Origin of the sequence: Micromonospora haikouensis (genome assembly GCF_000876225.1) — a bacterium.
GTDB lineage: Bacteria > Actinomycetota > Actinomycetes > Mycobacteriales > Micromonosporaceae > Micromonospora > Micromonospora haikouensis.
The window spans coordinates 1,471,770-1,488,812 of record NZ_JXSX01000001.1 but is presented as its reverse complement, the minus strand read 5'-3'; the positions used below and the strand labels follow the sequence as shown (position 1 = coordinate 1,488,812).

The window sequence follows — 17,043 nt, the reverse complement described above, 5'->3', positions numbered from 1 at the left end:
CCGTGAGCGACACCCTGGCGACCGGGACGGCGCGCACCGACCGGGAACGGGTGCTGGGCCGCCGCCGCGAGCGGGTGGGGCCGGGCGGTGACCCGGTGGCACCCGCCCCGACCCCGCCGGACCCGGACGCGCCGGACTCCCCGGACGGCTCCGGCGCGCAGCCCGAACGGGACGGCCCGCCGCCGGGCGGCGGCGTGGTGCTCGACTGCGGCTGGGGGCGGCTGGTGTTCGGCCAGACGTTCACCGAGCAGGCCGCCGTGGCGGCGGTGCTGCGCTCGGAGGCGGCCGGGGCGCGGGACATCTGCATCTACCTGCGCGACCCGCACGTGCTGGTGTCCCGGCTGCCCGACGAGTTGTTCATCGACCCGTCGCTGACGTACCGGCTGCGGCTGCCCGCGGCCCCGGCCGCCGCCGACGAACGCGACGGGCTGCCCGGCCTGCGGATCCGGACGCTGCGCGACGCCGACGACGCGGACGCGGTGAACCGGATCTACGCCCGCAACGGCATGGTCACCGCCCCGGTCGACGTGCTTGTCGACAACGCCCGCACCGACCGGTTCCTGCACCTGGTCGCCGAGGACGCCACCGGGGACGTGGTCGGCACGATCACCGGAGTCGACCACGTCGCGGTCTTCGCCGACCCGGACAACGGGGCGAGCCTGTGGTGCCTCACCGTGGACTTCAACACCGCGCCGCCCGGCACCGGCCAGGCGCTGCTGACCGAGCTGGCGGCCCGGCTCACCGCGCGCGGCCGGGCGTTCGTCGACCTGTCGGTGCTGGCCGAGAACACCGGGGCGATCCGGCTGTACGAGCGGCTCGGCTTCTACCGCACCGCGACGCTCTGCGTGAAGCGGAAGAACCCGATCAACGAGCGGCTGTTCCTGCCGGCCGCCCCGAAGGGGTACGACCGGCTCAACCCGTACGCGAAGATCGTCGCGGACGAGGCGATGCGCCGGGGCATCCGGGTGGAGGTCACCGACCCGGAGTGGGGCGAGCTGCGGCTGAGCAACGGCGGCCGGACGATCGTCACCCGCGAGTCGCTGTCCGAGCTGACCTCGGCGGTGGCGATGAGCCGCTGCGACGACAAGCGGGTCACCCGGCGCATCCTCACCGAGGCGGGCCTGTCGGTGCCGGCCGGGCGCACCGCGACCGGCGACGACGCCGACGTCGCGTTCCTCGCGGAGGTGGGCCGGGTGGTGGTGAAGCCGGCGCGCGGCGAGCAGGGCAACGGCATCACCGTCGGCGTACGCACGCCGGAGGCGCTGACCGCCGCCGTGGCGCTGGCCCGCAGCTTCTGCCCGGACGTGCTGATCGAGCAGATGCGCGACGGCGAGGACCTGCGGGTGATCGTCATCGACCACGAGGTGGTGGCCGCCGCCGTCCGGCGGCCCGCCCAGGTCACCGGCGACGGGGTGCACGACGTCGCCGAGCTGATCGAGCGGCAGAGCCGCCGCCGGGCCGCCGCCACCGGGGGCGAGTCGCGCATCCCCGTCGACGACATGACCCGGGAGGTCGTCGCCGAGGCCGGCTACGAGCTGAGCGACGTGCTGCCCGAGGGCACGGTGCTGGCCGTACGCCGCACCGCGAACCTGCACACCGGCGGGACGATCCACGACGTGACGGGCGAGCTGCACCCGGCGATCGCCGAGGCGTGCGTGGCGGCCAGCCGGGCGCTGGACATCCCGGTCACCGGGCTGGACCTGCTGGTCAGCGCCCCGGACGACCCGGAGCACGTGTTCATCGAGGCGAACGAACGGCCGGGCCTGGCCAACCACGAGCCGCAGCCGACCGCCGAGCGCTTCGTCGACCTCCTCTTCCCCGGCACGCGGGCACCGCAACGCCTCTGGACACCGGCGGGTGCGGCAAGCTCTCAGGCATGACCGCACGCAAACCCGTCCCCCTGAAGATCGACCTGGACTACCTCCGCCAGGTGCTGGTGGAGCTGCTGGAGATCCCGAGCCCGTCGGGGCGCACCGACCACGTGCAGCAGTACGTGGGCGAGCGCCTCTCCGCGCTCGGGATCTCCTCCACGCTGACCCGGCGCGGCGCGCTCAGCGCCTGCCTGCCGGGGCCCCGGGAGACCGGGGCGGACCGGGCGATCGTGGTGCACACCGACACCATCGGCGGCATGGTGAAGCGGCTCAAGGAGAACGGCCGGCTGGAGCTGATGCAGGTCGGCACGCACAGCGCCCGGTTCGCCGAGGGCGCGCACGTGCGGATCTTCACCGACGACCTGGACCGGGTGATCAGCGGCCAGGTGCTGCCGCTGAAGGCCAGCGGTCACCGCTACAACGAGGCCGTCGACCTCCAGGGGGTCGGCTGGGAGCAGGTCGAGGTGCGGGTCGACGAGCCCGTGGCCGACGAGGCCGGGCTGCGGGCGCTCGGCATCGACGTCGGGGACTTCGTGGCGTTCCTGCCGAATCCGACGATCACCCCGAGCGGGTACGTCAAGTCCCGGCACCTGGACGACAAGGCCGGGGTGGCGGCGGTGCTGACCGCGTTCAAGGCGCTGGTCGACGCGGGCGTCACCCCGGCGGTGACCGCGCACCTGCTGGTGACGGTCACCGAGGAGATCGGCCACGGGGCGAGCCACGGCCTCGACCCGGACGTCGCCGAGATCGTCTCCGTGGACGCCGCGGTGGTCGCCCCCGGGCAGCAGTCCCGGGAGAACGCGGCCACCCTGGCCATGGGCGACGGGGTGGGGCCGTTCGACTACCACCTGACCCGCAACCTCGCCGCGATCGCCCGCGAGCACGGGGTGGACCTGGTCCGCGACGTCTTCGAGTTCTACCGCTCGGACGTGGCGGCGGCGGTGGAGGCGGGCGCGCACGCCCGGGTGGCGCTGCTCGGCTTCGGGGTGGACGCCACCCACGGCCACGAGCGCACCCACCTCGACGGGCTGGGTCACCTCACCCAGCTGCTCTGCCTCTACCTCCAGAGCGACCTGGTGTTCCCCGAGTGGGACGCCGAGCCGGAGGGCGACCTGGCCGACTTCCCGTCGCTGTCGGTGCAGCCGGCCAGCGAGGAGGGGCCGCGCGAGGGTCCGATCGGCATCGCCGACTGACCGCTCCGGCAGCGCCCGTCGGGGCCGCCCCGGCCGTGCCGGCCGACCGCGCCTGAGCCGCTGGTCGAAATCCGTTGCCGACGCCCCCGGGAAGTGGATAGCGTGGCGGTACACGGGAAAGGAGGTGGTCCAGACTTGTATAGCAATCGGACTCGTGAGGTGGCTGTCCGCTAGCCGCTGTCCTCGACAGTGAGAACCTGCCCGCCGCGAGGCGGGTGCACGATCGTCGAGACCGTGTGGCAGCGGTGCGGCGAAACCACGACAGCCACCCGACCCCCGGGGTGCCGGCCAAGTCCAGCCGGCCCGTGCGCGAGCACGGAAGCCCCGGGGGTCGCTTCATGTATCCGCCGGGGAGAGCGCCGTGTCCATGCGTGAACTGGTGGTGCTCGGGACGGCCAGCCAGACCCCGACCCGGGCGCGCAACCACAACGGGTACGTGCTGCGCTGGGACGACGAGGTGATCCTCCTCGACCCGGGTGAGGGCAGCCAGCGGCAGCTCCTGCACACCGGCGTCACCGCCACCGACCTGACCCGGATCTGCGTCACCCACTTCCACGGCGACCACTGCCTCGGCCTGCCCGGCACCATCCAGCGGCTCTCCCTGGACCGGGTCCCGCGCCCGGTGGCGGTGCACTTCCCGGCCGGCGGGGCCGACTACTTCGCCCGGCTGCGGCACGCCAGCTCCTTCCACGAGACCGCCGAGCTGGCCGTCGAGCCGATCAGCGCCGACGGGCAGCGGGTCGCCCTGCGCGGCGGCGGCATCCTGGAGGCCCGCCGGCTGCGGCACCCCATCGAGACGTACGGCTACCGGCTCGTCGAGCCGGACGGCTGCCGGATGCTGCCGCAGCGGCTGGCCGCGTACGGGATCGCCGGGCCGGCCGTCGGCGAGCTGCGGCGCGTCGGCCACCTCGACGTCGGCGGGCGGCGCGTCACCCGCGACGAGGTGAGCGTGACCCGCCCCGGGCAGCGGTTCGCGTTCGTCATGGACACCGGGCTCTGCGACAACGTGTACGCCCTCGCCGAGCACGCCGACCTGCTGGTCATCGAGTCGACGTTCCTGGCGAGCGAGGCCGCGCTCGCCGCCGAGGTCGGGCACCTCACGGCGGGCCAGGCCGCGCGGGTGGCAACCGAGTCGGGGGTACGCACGCTGGTGCTCACCCACTTCTCCCAGCGCTACGGCGACGTCCGGCGCTTCGCCGACGAGGCCCGGGAGCACTTCGCCGGTGAGCTGGTCGTCGCCGAGGACCTGGCGACCGTGCCGGTGCCGCCCCGGCGGGTACCCTCGGCCGGGTGACGATCACCCTCCGCCACGCCACCGTCGACGACCTGCGCGCCGTGGGGGCGCTGCACCAGCGGTCCCGGGTGGCGGCGTACTCGTCGTTCCTGCCGGCGGAGGCCCTCGCCGACCCGACGGAGGAGGCCATGGGGTGGTACTGGGTCGAGCGGTGGACCTGGGAGCGCGACGACCACCTGATGACCGTCGCCGAGCGCGAGGGCCGGCTGGTCGGCTTCAGCTACGTGGGCCCGGACGACGCGGGCGACCCGGCGACGGGGCTGCTCAACGCCATCCACCTCGATCCCGGCGAGCGGGGCCGGGGCACGGGCCGGGCGCTGATGGACGACGCGCTGGCCACCATGCGCGACCGGGGCTGGGCGCGGGCGGTGCTGTGGGTGCTGGAGGGCAACGTGCCGGCCCGGCGCTTCTACGAGCGGGGCGGCTGGCAGCCCACCGGCGAGAGCCGGGAGGACCGGATCGGCGCGGCCCTCACCCGCCAACTCTGCTACGCGCGTGAAGTGTGAGGAAGGGCCCCTGTTAACGCATACGGGCGGCCTCATGAGCCGTCCTGGTCGGAGTCGACCGAGAAGTTGAGTACGCCGAGGTAGCCGTCGCCGTCCGCGACGACCTTCATCAGCATGCTGTCGGCGTAGATCGTGTCGTTGTCGTTGAAGGTGTCCCGCCCGGTGTGCGCCGAGTACGGCGCGGCGGCGTACACCTTGGTGTTGAGGGCCTCGTCGAACATCATCTGGGTGGTCAGCACCCGGTTGTTGTCGACGTGCACCATGGCGTGGATGTGCGTGGTGCGGCCCCGGTACCAGCCCGGCCAGATGGTGGTGAACTCGACGATCCCGTCGGAGTTGGTGACCTGGGCCCCGCGCAGGTAGCGCTTGTCGTCGGTGGGGGTGAGGTCGGCCGCCGACCCCTCGGAGCCGCCGCCCGGTGCCGCGCCGCCGCCGGGCGCACCGCTCGGCGGGGTCCCTCCGGCCGGGCCGCCGCTGGGCGGGGTGCCGCCGGGCGCGCCGCTGGGCGGGGTGCCGCCGCCCGGGGCCCCGCCCGCGCCGGAGGACTGCGCCTCCGCACCCGAGTACAGCCCCTCGGCGTCGCAGTGCCAGATCTCCACGACGGCGTTGGCCAGGGGCCCGCACTGCTCGCTGTCCTGCACCCGGATCGCCACCCGCAGCCGGGTGCCCTCCCGGTCCTCCCGGATGTCGCTGCGGATCTTGTCGGCGTCGAAGTAGTACGGGCCCTGGGTGGTGCTCGCCGTCAGCGTGCACGTGCCGGCCTCGGCGAACAGCGCGGTCAGGTCGGCAGACGTGCTGGCGGTGGCCTGCGGGGAGACGGTCTCGCCGGTGGACGTGGTGACCGTGCCGCCGCTGTCCCGGCCGCAGGCCGCCAGCAGGCCGGCCAGCCCGACCGAGCCGATCCCGGCGATCAGCCGGCGGCGGCTGACCCGCTGCCCTTCGTGGTGGTCGAGGTCGTGGCGCATGGGTTCCTCCCGGGGTCGGTGCTCGTCGGCTGGTCCCGACGCTAGACACGCCCGGCCGGCGCCCTCTGTGCCCCGCTTGTGGCCGGGCTGTGAATGGTCGACCGGCGGTCGGCCCCGTCGGTCGGCCCGCCGATCCGCCCGAGGGTCGGCCCGACCGGCCGTTATACCGGACGCATACCGGCGGCTCGCATGCTCGCGGCAGTCCGGCCGGCACGGGCCGGGGCAAGGGAGAAGGTTGCATGCGACACCGAGCAACGAGCCGGCTGCTGGCCGGCCTGACCGTCGTCGCCGTGACGGCGGTCGGCACCGGGCGGCCCGCCGCCGCCGACCCGGCCGCCGGGGCGCCGCCGGCCGCCGCCGCGCAGATCACGACCGCACAGCTCTCGGCGACCACCGCGGGCCGGGTGACGACCGCCGTCGCACCGGCGGTCGTCGCCTCCCAGTCGAAGACCGGGTTGGCCGTCATGAGCCCGTGGAGCCTGCGGCCCGCCGTCGAACCGAACCTCACCGACGCGCAGCGCGTCGCGTTCGAGGACCAGATGATCAACGACCTGGTCGAGGCCAAGGTCAAGACGGTACGGCTGGAGATCGCCGCCCCCGGCGAGACGGCCGTCGACTTCACGCTCTACCGCCGGCTGATCGACAAGCTGCCCAGCGATGTCAAGGTCATCGCGGTGCTGAACTTCGCCCTGGTCGAGGGCGGGGTCAGCAACAGCGGGGTGCCCGCGAGCGAGCCCTACCTGTACCAGTTGCAGGATTCCGTGGCGGTCAGCCAGTACCCGGAGTACGGCACCACGACGAAGTTCATGAAGGTGTGGATCGACAAGGCGCTGTCGGTGGTCACCACGTTCGGCAGCCGCCTGGCCGCCGTCGAGGTGCTCAACGAGGCCAACAAGCTGTACCACCCCGGCACCGCCGCCCACCCCGGCCCGTACGTGGTGCCGGGCGACGCGTACGGCCGGCTGATCGGGAAGTTCTACCGGTACTGCCGGCTCGCCGGCAGCAAGCCCTGCGGCAGCACGGTCAAGGTGATCACGCACGGGATGCACCCGGGGATGGACGGCGGCGACTCCGGCACCGCCAACGACGACACCAATCACCTGAGCGGGGTGCTGAGCTCCGCCTCGGTCGCCGCGTTCCGCTCGGCCAACGGCGGGGCGTGGCCGTTCGACGGGATCGGCTACCACCCGTACCCCTTCGCGATGGGGCTGAGTCTGCCCGGCGGCTACGCCAACACCGCCACCTCGACGCTGCTGGCCGGCATCAACGGCCGGCTCGACGCCGTCCGGGCGGTGCTCACCGCCGCGGGCGTGCCGCAGTCCACCTCGCTGTTCTGGCTGACCGAGGTCGGCTTCAACTCCAACGACGTGTCCGCGTCGACGCTGGAGGAGAAGGAGGCCAAGCAGGGCCAGTACGTCAAGGACGTCTTCACCGCCCTGGCCAACCGCGCCGACACCGCCCAGGCGATCTGGTACCGCTACCACCAGGGCAACGCCGACGCACCGGCGGAGAACTGGGGGCTGGTGGCGCACACCGACCGCGTCTACTCGAACCTGCCGCCCCGCTACAAGCGGGCGTACTGCGACTTCGTCTGGGAGCGGGGGGTCGGCGCCACCGAGCACTGCCCGCGCCCGAAGGAGGTCGTCTGGCGCACCCGCTTCAACAACGTGCTCTACCCGGTCAGCTACTGGGAGATGCCGCAGTACGTGGTGGACGCCGGGGCGTCGTACCCGTCGTGGCAGCTCCAGCAGGACATCGGGGGGCAGGTCAAGCAGCTCAGCGGCTACTGCTCGCCGATCGACCCGTACGGTTGCTCGACGTCGGACTACAGCCGGTTCCCGGTGCCGTCCGCCCGGGACGCCTCGGCGCGGTTCCGGGTGCGCTTCACCGGGCTCGGGGGCACCGGCCCCTGGTCGGACTGGCTGTCGTACGCCCCGCTGATCGGCTCGGGGGCCGGGGTCTACGGGCCGGCCTCGGGGGCGACGCTCAACTTCAAGACCCAGTACGTCTCGTTCCCGGTGGCGGTGCCGACCCAGTGGCTGCGTGACAACCCCGGGGGCCAGCCGTTCATGCGCTTCCACCAGAACACCGCGAACGGCGGGTGGGTCCGGCTGTGGAGCCGGCCGAGCATGCCGAGCACGCCGGCCAACTTCCAGGAGACCGCCGACCACGTCCTGTACGTGTTCAACCTCAGCGTGACCGCCGACTCCAGCCGGTCGTTCACCGCCGGCCCGGTGCAGTTCCTGTTCGGCATCGCTCCGGCGGCCTGCGCGACCGACGTCGCACAGTGCCTGCCGACCAACACGGCCGAGACCATCACGTACTCGTTCAACCACTCCTAGCGCCACGGTGGGCGGCGGCGTCGCGCCGCCGCCCACCCGTCGGGACACCGTCGGCATGTCGGCGGGCGGGCCTACAATCATCGACTGGGTTGATCGTCAGGTTGGGCTCGCTCCGCCGGCTGTCGTGGGGGTTCGGATACTCGTTCGCATTCTCGGCCCGGTCGAGGCGGAGCTGGCCGGCGAGCCGGTCCCGCTGGGGCCGCCCAAGCAGCGCGCGGTGCTCGCCGTCCTAGCGCTCCGGCCGGGTCGGCCGACCGCCGTCGCCGACCTGGTGGACGCCCTGTGGCCCGCCGCCCCACCCCGCTCCGCGCTGAAGAACCTGCAGCTCTACGTGCACCAGCTCCGCAAGCTGCTCCCCGGCGGGCTCAGCTTCGGCAACGGCGCGTACCGGCTCGACGCGGGCGCCTACCGCCTCGACGCCGACGAGTTCGACGCCCGGGTCACCGTGGCCCGGCGGCTGGCCGCGGGCGGCGACCTGGCCGCCGCGCGCGACGCGTACCACGATGCCCTGCTCTGGTGGCGCGGCCCGGCGCTGGCCGACCTCGTCGGCCGGGGCCTGCTGTGCGGTGAGGCCGCCGCGCTGGACCAGGGCCGGCTGCGGGCGATCGGCGAGTCGGTGGAGACGGTGTTGCGCCTGGGCGGGCACGAGGACCTGCTTCCCCGGCTCGCCCGCCTGGTGGCCGACCATCCGCTGCACGAACGCTTCCGGGAGCAGCAGGTGCGCGCGCTCCAGGCGGCCGGCCGGCATGCGGAGGCGGTCGCCGCGTACCGGGACGCCGAGCGGGTCCTCGCCGACGACCTCGGCGTGCCCCCCGGCCCGGCCCTGCGGGCGCTGGCCCCCGGGCTGCGCCGCCCGGCCGCGGCCACCCCGGCACGGGTCAGCCGGCCCGTGCCGGCGGAGCTGCCCGCCGACGTTCCCGACTTCACCGGGCGGCACGAGCAGGTCGCCGACGCCGTCGCCTTCCTCGGCCGGCCGCCGGCCGCCGCGATGCGGATCTGGGCGCTCTCCGGCACCGCCGGGGTCGGCAAGAGCTGCCTCGCCGTGCACGTCGCGCACCGGCTCCGGCCGCACTTCCCCGACGGCCAGCTGCACGTGGGCCTGCACGGCCAGGGCGCGCACCGGGTCGATCCGGCGGACGTGCTGGCCCGCTTCCTGCGGGCGCTCGGCATGACCGACCAGCAGCTCCCGGTCGAGCTCGACGAGCGGATCCGCTGCTACCGCAGCCGGCTGGCCGACCGCCGGGTCCTCGTGGTGCTCGACGACGCGGCCGACGAACAGCAGGTGCGACCGCTGCTGCCCGGCGGCCCGGGCTGCGCCGCCGTCGTCACCAGCCGGATGCCGCTGGCCGGGCTGGCCGGGGCGCGGACCCTGCACCTCGACGTGCTCGACCGGGAGCAGGCCGTCGAGCTGCTCGCCGCGGCGGCCGGACCCGCCCGGGTCGCGGCCGAGCCCGCGGCGGCCGGCGCGATCGTCGAGCTGTGCGGCCGGCTGCCGCTGGCCGTCCGGGTCGCCTCCGCCCGGCTGGCGACCCGGGGCCACTGGAGCCTGAACCGGTTCGCCGACCGGCTCGCCGACGGCCGGCGCCGGCTCGACGAGCTGCGCGTCGGCGACCTCGACGTCCGGGCCAGCTTCCAGCTCAGCTACGACGGCCTCGACCCGGCCGCCCGCCGGGCGTTCCACCTGCTCGCCCTGCTCGACCAGCCCACCGTCTCCGGCTGGCTGGCCGCCGCGCTGCTCGACGCCGACCCGGCCGACGCCGAGGACACGCTGGACCAGCTCGTGGACGCCCAACTGCTGCAACTGACCGGCGCCGACCAGGACCGCTACCACACCCACGACCTGCTGCGGGTGTACGCGGCCGAGCAGGCGGCCGTCGCCGAGCAGGCGGGCGACCGGGCGGCGGCCCTGGACCGCGTCTTCGCCGCCTGGGTGGCCGCCGCCGAGCGGTCCGCCGCCGCGCTGACCGGTGCCGCCGGGGCGGGCCGGTTCGGGGCGGAGGCGCGCCGCTGGTTCGCCCGGGAACAGACCGACGTCGTGGCGGCCCTGGGCCAGGCGCACCGGACCGGGCGGTGGGAGGTGACCTGGCGGCTGGCGCGGGCGTTGACCATGTTCCTGGCCGAACGGTCGCAGTGGAGCGCCTGGCAGGTCACCCACGAGCTGGCCCAGGACGCCGCCTACCGGGCCGGCAACGCCGACGTGGCCGCCGACCTGGCCGAGCGGCTCGGCGACCTGTACCGGGACCGGGGCCGGTTCGACCGGGCCGAGACGTACTTCCGGCGGTCGCTGGAGCTGGCCGAGACGATCGGCAGCCCCGTGCGCAGGGCGTACGCGCTGCGCGGCCTCGGCGACGCCCGGTGGGGGCACGGCGACGCCGAGGGGGCCGTCGGCCGGTACGTCGAGGCGCTCCCGCTGTTCGAGGCGGCCGGGGAGCACCAGGGCAGCTCGCACGCGCTGCGCGGGCTGTCGGTGGCGTACCGGGGGCTCGGCCGGCTCGACGAGGCGCTGGACGTCGCCCGCCGCAGCGTCGGCGCGTTCCGGGCCCTCGGCGACCGGTCCGGCGAGACGTACGCGCGACGCACGCTGGGCGGCATCCACCTGGACCTCGGGCACCTCGACGAGGCCGAGGAGTGCTTCCTGCACTGCCACGCCGACTTCGAGCGGCTCGGCGACCGGCTGGGCATGGCGGCGGCCCTGCTCGGGCTCGGCATGACCCAGGTGGACCAGGGCAGGCACGACGAGGCGCGGGAGACGTACCACCGCTGCCGGGAGACCTTCGCCGAGGTCGCCGACCCGCTCGGCGAGGCGTACGCCCGGCGCGGGCTGGGCGACGCGCTCACCGGGTCCGGCCGGCTGGACGAGGCGCAGGCGGAGCTGGCAGCCGCCCTGGCGGTCTTCGTCGCGCACGCCGACCTGCGCTGGGAGGCGTACGCCCGGACCAGCCTCGGCGCCCTGTTCCTGGCCCGGGGCGAGCCCGCGACGGCCCGGGAGCACCTCGACCGGGCGCTGGCGATCTTCGGCCGGATGGGTGCCCGGCTGTGGTCGGCCCGCGCCCGGGAGCTGCTCGCCCGGGCCGGCGGGGACGGGGCCGGGCCGCCGCCCGGCTGACGGCGCGGTCGGCCGCCACCCCGATATACCGGCGCTATACCGGGGGCCGACATCCTCGCCCGGAAGGCGCCCGGCGCACGTGCCGGGGCCGAGTTGCGGAGGCAGGATGAACAGCTTCGGATTCCGGCGTCGCCGCCGGGTCGCCCTGGCGCTCGTGCCGGCGCTGGCCGGCACGCTGCTGGCGGCGTTGGGCCCGGCGGCCCCCGCGCGGGCCGCAGAGGGGGGCGACCTGGTGATCGCCAACGTGCTGTGGCGGGTCGCCGTCGGTTCCCGACCCGACCTGATGACCACCAACAACCCCGCCGAGCGGGACCAGTTCCCCGTCGACGGGCAGACCCACTACGTGCCGAAGCACGCGGGCTCCGGGCGGTCGGCGCTCTACCGGCTGCACAATCCGAACTGGAACGGCGGCTCCGACCACATGGACTCCCGCACCGCCGGCGAGGCCGGCTTCGGCACCGAGTACGCCCTCGGGTACCCGTACACCTCGCAGGCCGCCGGCACGCAGCCGTACCTGCGCACCTTCAACGGGTGCACCGGCGACCACGGCACCCGCTCGCAGAACGAGGGGCCGAAGTCCTGCTACGGGGACGAGTCGGCCAGCTACGGGTACGCCTGGCCCCGGTACCTCAACACCGCGACGTCGCTGGCGTCGCTGAGCGCGGGCGGGGTGACCATCTCGTCCAACCGGGTCACCGGCGGGGCGCTGTGGAACTGGACGCACAACGGCACCCAGTACATCAACAACCTCGACTACGGCCGGCAGCTGCAGTCGTCGCTGTTCTTCTCCCGTGACGGGGTGACGGCCAACCCGACAGAGGCCGGCGACACCTGGTCGAACCCGGCCTGGCCGGCGTACCGCCGGCACGGGTCTCCGCTGCTGGCGCTGAACACGGACACCGCGGCGAAGACCCAGTCCACCCGGTCCGTGCCGATCGACTTCGTCCCGCAGAACTTCGGCGGCGGCGAGCAGAACCCGGCGATCTACCGGGACTTCCAGCTCGGCAAGGACATCACCCTGGACTGGGGTGGGCTCGGCCCGGTCGCCCGGTACCAGACCGTGCTGAACTCGCCCGCCCTGACCTACCCGGGCATCGAGGTCCCGACGGCGTACCTGCGGGCCGAGTTCAACCGCTACTTCACCTACGACGCGGTCAGCCAGACGCTGACCGAGCGCACCAACTTCGGCCAGTGCTCCGACGCGAGCTACTTCTCCTGGACCCCGCCGAACCGGGGCGGGGTGATCATCGCCAACGCCGACCTGACCAAGGCGATGGCGGTGTACGGCGCGAACACCAGCCAGGGCGGCTCGGTGTCGGAGATGCGGATGTACAAGTTCATCGGCGGCGGGTGCGGCACGGGCACCGGCGAGTTCGACATCGCCTCGTCGAAGTTCACCGTGCTGCGGCACGGGAACGTCGGGGCCGGCGAGAAGCGCTTCAACAGCTGGGTGATGACCGGGTCGGTCGGCCAGATCCAGGGGTGGATGAACACGCTGCGGTCCTGGGGGGCGGCGTGACCGCCGCCTGATTGGTAAGGAAGGGCCCCCTGTTAACGCATACGGTAGAGAAGGGTTCCCCTCTCACCCTCACCCCCGGTGCGCCGATCCAGCCGGCCGACGGTCAAGGCGGTGATCCGGTACCCGTTCGGGCTGAAGTTGGCGTGGGTGACGTCGTGGCCGTCCTGCACCCGGTCGGAGGCCGCCGGTGGCGGGCTGGCCGCGGCCGGGCTACTTCACGGAGCTGTTCTTCACCGTGTCGGCAAGGGCCTTCAGTCGACCAGCCCCGCGCGGAACGCGGTGATCGCCAGTTGGACCCGGTTGCCGGCCGCGAGCTTCTCGAAGAGGTGCGTGACGTGGCTCTTCACGGTCGCCTCGCTCATCCGCAGGCACCCCGCGATCTGCGCGTTGGTCGCGCCCCGCCCGATCTCGACCAGGACCTCGCGTTCTCGTCCGGTGAGGCCGCCCAGCCGGGCCAGGGCCTCGCGCCGGCGGCGGGTGCGGTCGTCCGCGGTGATCCGTGCGATGACTTGCCGGGTGACGCTGGGTGACAACATCCCGTCTCCCGTCGCGGCCAGGCGTACCGCGCGCAGCAGTTCGGTCGGCGGTGTGTCCTTCAGCAGGAAACCGCTGGCACCGGCCTCCAGGGCCCGGAACACGTCGTCGTCGGTGTCGAACGTGGTCAGCATGATCACCGGCGGTGGGTTCGTCCGGGTCTGGAGCGCCGCCGTCGCGGCGACACCGTCCATCCCGGGCATGCGGACGTCCATCAGGACGACATCCGGACGGTGCCGGGTCACCGCGTCCAGCGCGGCGCGTCCGTCTTGCGCGTCGCCGACGACGGTTAGATCGTCCGCGGTCTCCAGAATCAGCCGCAGACCCGCACGCACCAGCGCCTCGTCGTCAACGAGCAGGACCGAGATCATCGGGCTTCCACGTCCCGCGGCTCTCCCGCCGGAAGCACCACGAAATCCCTGGCGGACATCACGACCGGCAGCTGCGCCCACAGCCGCCACCCGGTCCCGGCCGGGCCGGCCGTCAGCGTTCCACCGGCCAGGCGCACGCGTTCCGCCAGCCCCACCAACCCCGCCCCGGAACCCGGCAGGTCCAGCGCCGCCTCGCTCACCGGGTTGGCCACGGTCACCGTCACCGCGTCGACCGACCGTACGACGGTCACGGTCACCTCCGCACCGGACGCGTGCTTCCGCGCGTTCGTCAACCCCTCCTGCACGACCCGCTGCACCACCCGCGCCGCCGGCGCCGGCAACGGCCCCGCACTGTCGCGCACCACCACGCGCTGCCCGGCCGACCGGGCGTCGGCGACCACGGAGTTCAGGTCCGCGTACGGCTGCGCGTCGGCCCGCAGAACACCGAGCACGCTACGCAGCTCGACGAGCGCCTCGCGGGCGGTCACCCGGATCAGCCCGGCGCCTTCCCGGACGCGTTCGACGCCACCGTCCACGGTCAGTTCCAGCGCCCCGGCGTGCAGGGCGATCAGCGAAACCTTGTGCGCCAGCACGTCGTGCATCTCCCTGGCGATGCGGTTGCGCTCCACGATACGGGCACGTTCCTCGCGTACCGCCAAGTCGGCGTCGGCCCGCTCGGCCCGCTCGCGCCACGCTTCCCGCAGTGCCCGGCGGGTGCCCAGGTGGACGCCGAGCCCGACGGTCGCGGCGGCCACGACGGCGGCGAACTCGGCGTCCCACCAGTCCAGACGCCCGGCCTTCACCGAGTTCAGGCCGCTCGCCCCGGCCCAGCCGACCACCACCAGCCACCAGACGTGGCGGCGGGATGCGTAGAGCCCGGCGGCGAACAGTCCGACCAGCAGCGGCCCCTCGTTGCCCGACAGCGCGTAACCCAGCGCTGCGATCACCACGACGGCGTACGGGTGGCTCCGGCGCCACCACGTGGCGAGTGCGGCCAGCGTGCCCGCGGCCCCGACGACCGGCAAGGGAAGCGGCGACCACGGCGTCGTGACCGCCAGCGTGGTGAGGACCAGGCAGGCGGCCACGATCAGCGCGTCACCCACCCGCTGGCGGCCGAACCAAGATCGTGTCGTTCGCCAGGACGTCAGCCGCATGGGTCGCAGCATAGGCATGCCGCGCCCCGCGTCACCTGCCCCTCAGGTCTAGGCCGTACTCCGACTTTGATCGCGGTCCGGCCTCGACCGCGCGGCGATGCGCCCGGCTCGGGCCGACCGCGACACTGGCTGCGCCCTGCCCCCGGAGAAGGAGGACCTGTGCGTCTTCGAAGCGACTCGACCCCACCGTCCGCGCCTGGCGGAACACTCCCCCGGCGGCAACAGCCGGCCCGGCGAAGACCGCAGGGCGGTGCCGGCACGGTGCAGGCGCTGGCGGCGGGCGTGGTGGGGCTGGGGTTGGTGGCGGGCGTGTTGGGGGCATTGGTTGCGGGCGTGGCGGGCGTGGTGTGGGCCGCCCCCGCGTACGCAGCCCCGCCCCGTTGTGCCGCACCGACCACGAGCGCGGCCTCCGCGTACTTCGAGTCCGTGATGCCGGAACAGTTGCGTAGGACGGGGACGCCGGGAGCGGTCGTGTCGGTGGTCTCCGGTACAGACGTCGCATACGCCCACGGCTTCGGTCACGCCGACGTGGCTGCCGGCACCGGGATGGATCCGGAGCGGACCCTCGTACGTATCGCGTCGATCACGAAGTTGTTTACGGCGACGGCGGTGATGCAGCAGGTCGAAGCCGGTCGACTGGACCTGGACGCGGACGTGAACTCGTACCTCACCACGTTCCAGATCCCGCAGACCTACCCGCAGCCGATCCGGCTGCGTGACCTGATCGACCACACCGCGGGTTTCGAGGATCGCCTCATCGGCACCGGCGCCCGCACCGCCGACGGCGTCGTGCCGCTGGGCGAGTACCTGGCGAAGAACGTCCCGGCGCGGATCCGGCCGCCCGCAGTGGTGCCGGCGTATTCGAACTACGGGGCGGCACTGGCCGGTTATCTCGTGACGCAGGTCAGCGGTGAGCCGTGGGACGCCTACGTGCAGCGGCATCTGCTGACGCCGCTGGGCATGACGCACAGCACCGCGTCCGAGCCGTTGCCCGCGGCGCTGGCCCCCGACCTCGCGAAGAGCTACGGCGAGGGTGGCGCGCCGGTGCCGTTCATGTTCGACCAGCTCACGCCGGACGGCTCGGTCAGCGCGACGGCATCGGACCTGGCGAAGTTCATGATCGCGCAGCTCGGCCGGGGCGAAGGCATCCTGAAGCCGCAGACGGCCGCGCTCATGCGGACCCGGTCGTTTCCCGCGGATCCCCGGGTCGGTGGGTACGCGCACGGCTTCATGGACCGGGTGCTCAACGGGCATCGGGTGCTCATGCACGGCGGCGACTGGGAGGGGTTTGAAAGCGTGCTAGTGCTGGTGCCGGACTGCCGGCTGGGGCTCTTCCTGTCGGTCAACTCGCTGGAGGGGGCCGGCGCGCTGAACGAGGTCGTTCACGGGTTCCTCGACCGGTTCGCGCCCGGATCGCCGCCGGCGGTGTCCGGGTCGCAGCGCGCCGTGGTGCCGCAGGCGGGCTTCTACGCCCCGGCCCGGCGTAACGTCACCGGCGTCGAGAAACTGCTCACATTGCTCGATCCGGCGCGTTTGACGGTGACCGACGCCGGAGCGCTCCGGTTCAGAGAAAAGACGTGGACGCCCCAGGGTGACGGTTCCTACCGGGCCGGCGACGACCGTCTGGTGGTCGTGGACGGGGGCCGGTACGTGATGACCGACGGGGCCGCGTTCGAGCAGATCAGTGGCGCGCAGACGTTGCCGGTCAACCTCGCGGTGCTGGCCGGATTCGTGGTCGTGGCGCTCAGTGCGCTGGTGGTGCCAGGTGCCTCGGTGGTACGCCGGGTACGTGGCCGTGCCGACGGCGCACGTTCGTGGCGGCTGTCGCGCGGGTTGGCGGCCCTGGCGATGGTGCTGGGGCTCGGGTTCCTGGCCGGGCTGGCAACCGCCCTGTCCGGCAGTACCAGCACGTTTCTGCCCGGCGCGCCGGCGGGCCTGCGCGCCCTGCTCGTCGTACCGATCGTGGTGTTCGCGCTGGGGCTCGGTGCCGCCGGCACCGCGATCACCGGCTGGCGTGAGGCATCCGTCGCGGCACGCGTCCACCAGGGGGTGCTGCTGGCCGGGGTCGGGGCCCTGGCCTGGTTCTGCTGGCAGTGGAACCTGATCGGCTGGCAGTTCGGCTGAGGGGTCGCCGCGGCGGCCGTCCTCCCCGAACGGAGAAGGTCCCCAGCTTCACGCTGGGGACCTT

Annotated in this window: 11 protein-coding genes; 8 read left to right on the top strand and 3 right to left on the bottom strand. The window is 73.7% G+C overall.

Going from position 1 to position 17,043, the window contains the following annotated elements:
* Positions 1 to 2 precede the first annotated feature (2 nt).
* From ngg to TK50_RS06710, 4 genes are all read left to right on the top strand, one after another.
* Complete coding sequence (gene ngg / locus TK50_RS06725) at positions 3 to 1,880, top strand: N-acetylglutaminylglutamine synthetase (RefSeq protein ID WP_043961953.1); 1,878 nt, start codon at positions 3 to 5, stop codon at positions 1,878 to 1,880.
* A complete protein-coding gene (locus tag TK50_RS06720; protein WP_043961952.1) occupies positions 1,877 to 3,064 on the top strand; it encodes an osmoprotectant NAGGN system M42 family peptidase in 1,188 nt (395 codons plus the stop codon). The genes ngg and TK50_RS06720 overlap by 4 nt, the downstream gene beginning before the upstream one ends.
* Positions 3,065 to 3,425: 361 nt before the next feature.
* Positions 3,426 to 4,358, top strand: coding sequence for a ribonuclease Z (locus tag TK50_RS06715; protein WP_043961950.1), 933 nt, complete (start codon positions 3,426 to 3,428; stop codon positions 4,356 to 4,358).
* On the top strand, positions 4,355 to 4,864 hold the full coding sequence (locus TK50_RS06710; RefSeq protein ID WP_043961949.1) for a GNAT family N-acetyltransferase: 510 nt from the start codon (positions 4,355 to 4,357) through the stop codon (positions 4,862 to 4,864). The genes TK50_RS06715 and TK50_RS06710 overlap by 4 nt, the downstream gene beginning before the upstream one ends.
* 32 nt (positions 4,865 to 4,896) lie before the next feature.
* On the opposite strand, the gene TK50_RS06705 is transcribed toward TK50_RS06710, so the two are convergent.
* The gene (locus TK50_RS06705; RefSeq protein ID WP_043961948.1) at positions 4,897 to 5,829 is read right to left on the bottom strand and encodes an intradiol ring-cleavage dioxygenase; all 933 of its coding nucleotides are present in this window, start codon (positions 5,827 to 5,829) and stop codon (positions 4,897 to 4,899) included.
* 239 nt (positions 5,830 to 6,068) lie between these two features.
* Between TK50_RS06705 and TK50_RS06700 the strand changes: the two genes are divergently transcribed.
* The 3 genes from TK50_RS06700 to TK50_RS06690 all read left to right on the top strand — a co-directional run bounded on the left by TK50_RS06700 (position 6,069) and on the right by TK50_RS06690 (position 12,796).
* Complete coding sequence (locus TK50_RS06700) at positions 6,069 to 8,171, top strand: hypothetical protein (protein WP_043961947.1); 2,103 nt, start codon at positions 6,069 to 6,071, stop codon at positions 8,169 to 8,171.
* A gap of 124 nt (positions 8,172 to 8,295) precedes the next feature.
* A complete protein-coding gene (locus TK50_RS06695; RefSeq protein ID WP_052503642.1) occupies positions 8,296 to 11,277 on the top strand; it encodes an AfsR/SARP family transcriptional regulator in 2,982 nt (993 codons plus the stop codon).
* 106 nt (positions 11,278 to 11,383) lie between these two features.
* Positions 11,384 to 12,796, top strand: a complete 1,413-nt coding sequence (locus tag TK50_RS06690) for a hypothetical protein (RefSeq protein WP_043961946.1) — start codon at positions 11,384 to 11,386, stop codon at positions 12,794 to 12,796.
* 251 nt (positions 12,797 to 13,047) lie between these two features.
* Here TK50_RS06690 and TK50_RS06685 read toward each other — a convergent pair whose 3' ends face one another.
* Together TK50_RS06685 and TK50_RS06680 are read right to left on the bottom strand one after the other, a co-directional pair.
* Positions 13,048 to 13,782, bottom strand: coding sequence for a response regulator transcription factor (locus tag TK50_RS06685; RefSeq protein ID WP_374199552.1), 735 nt, complete (start codon positions 13,780 to 13,782; stop codon positions 13,048 to 13,050).
* On the bottom strand, positions 13,698 to 14,855 hold the full coding sequence (locus TK50_RS06680) for a sensor histidine kinase (RefSeq protein WP_158499158.1): 1,158 nt from the start codon (positions 14,853 to 14,855) through the stop codon (positions 13,698 to 13,700). Before TK50_RS06680 ends, TK50_RS06685 begins: the two co-directional genes overlap by 85 nt.
* 261 nt (positions 14,856 to 15,116) lie before the next feature.
* Here TK50_RS06680 and TK50_RS32035 point away from each other — a divergent pair, with 261 nt between their 5' ends.
* Positions 15,117 to 16,979: a serine hydrolase domain-containing protein gene (locus TK50_RS32035; RefSeq protein WP_158499157.1), complete on the top strand. Its 1,863-nt coding sequence runs from the start codon at positions 15,117 to 15,119 to the stop codon at positions 16,977 to 16,979.
* The last annotated feature ends 64 nt before the right edge of the window (positions 16,980 to 17,043 follow it).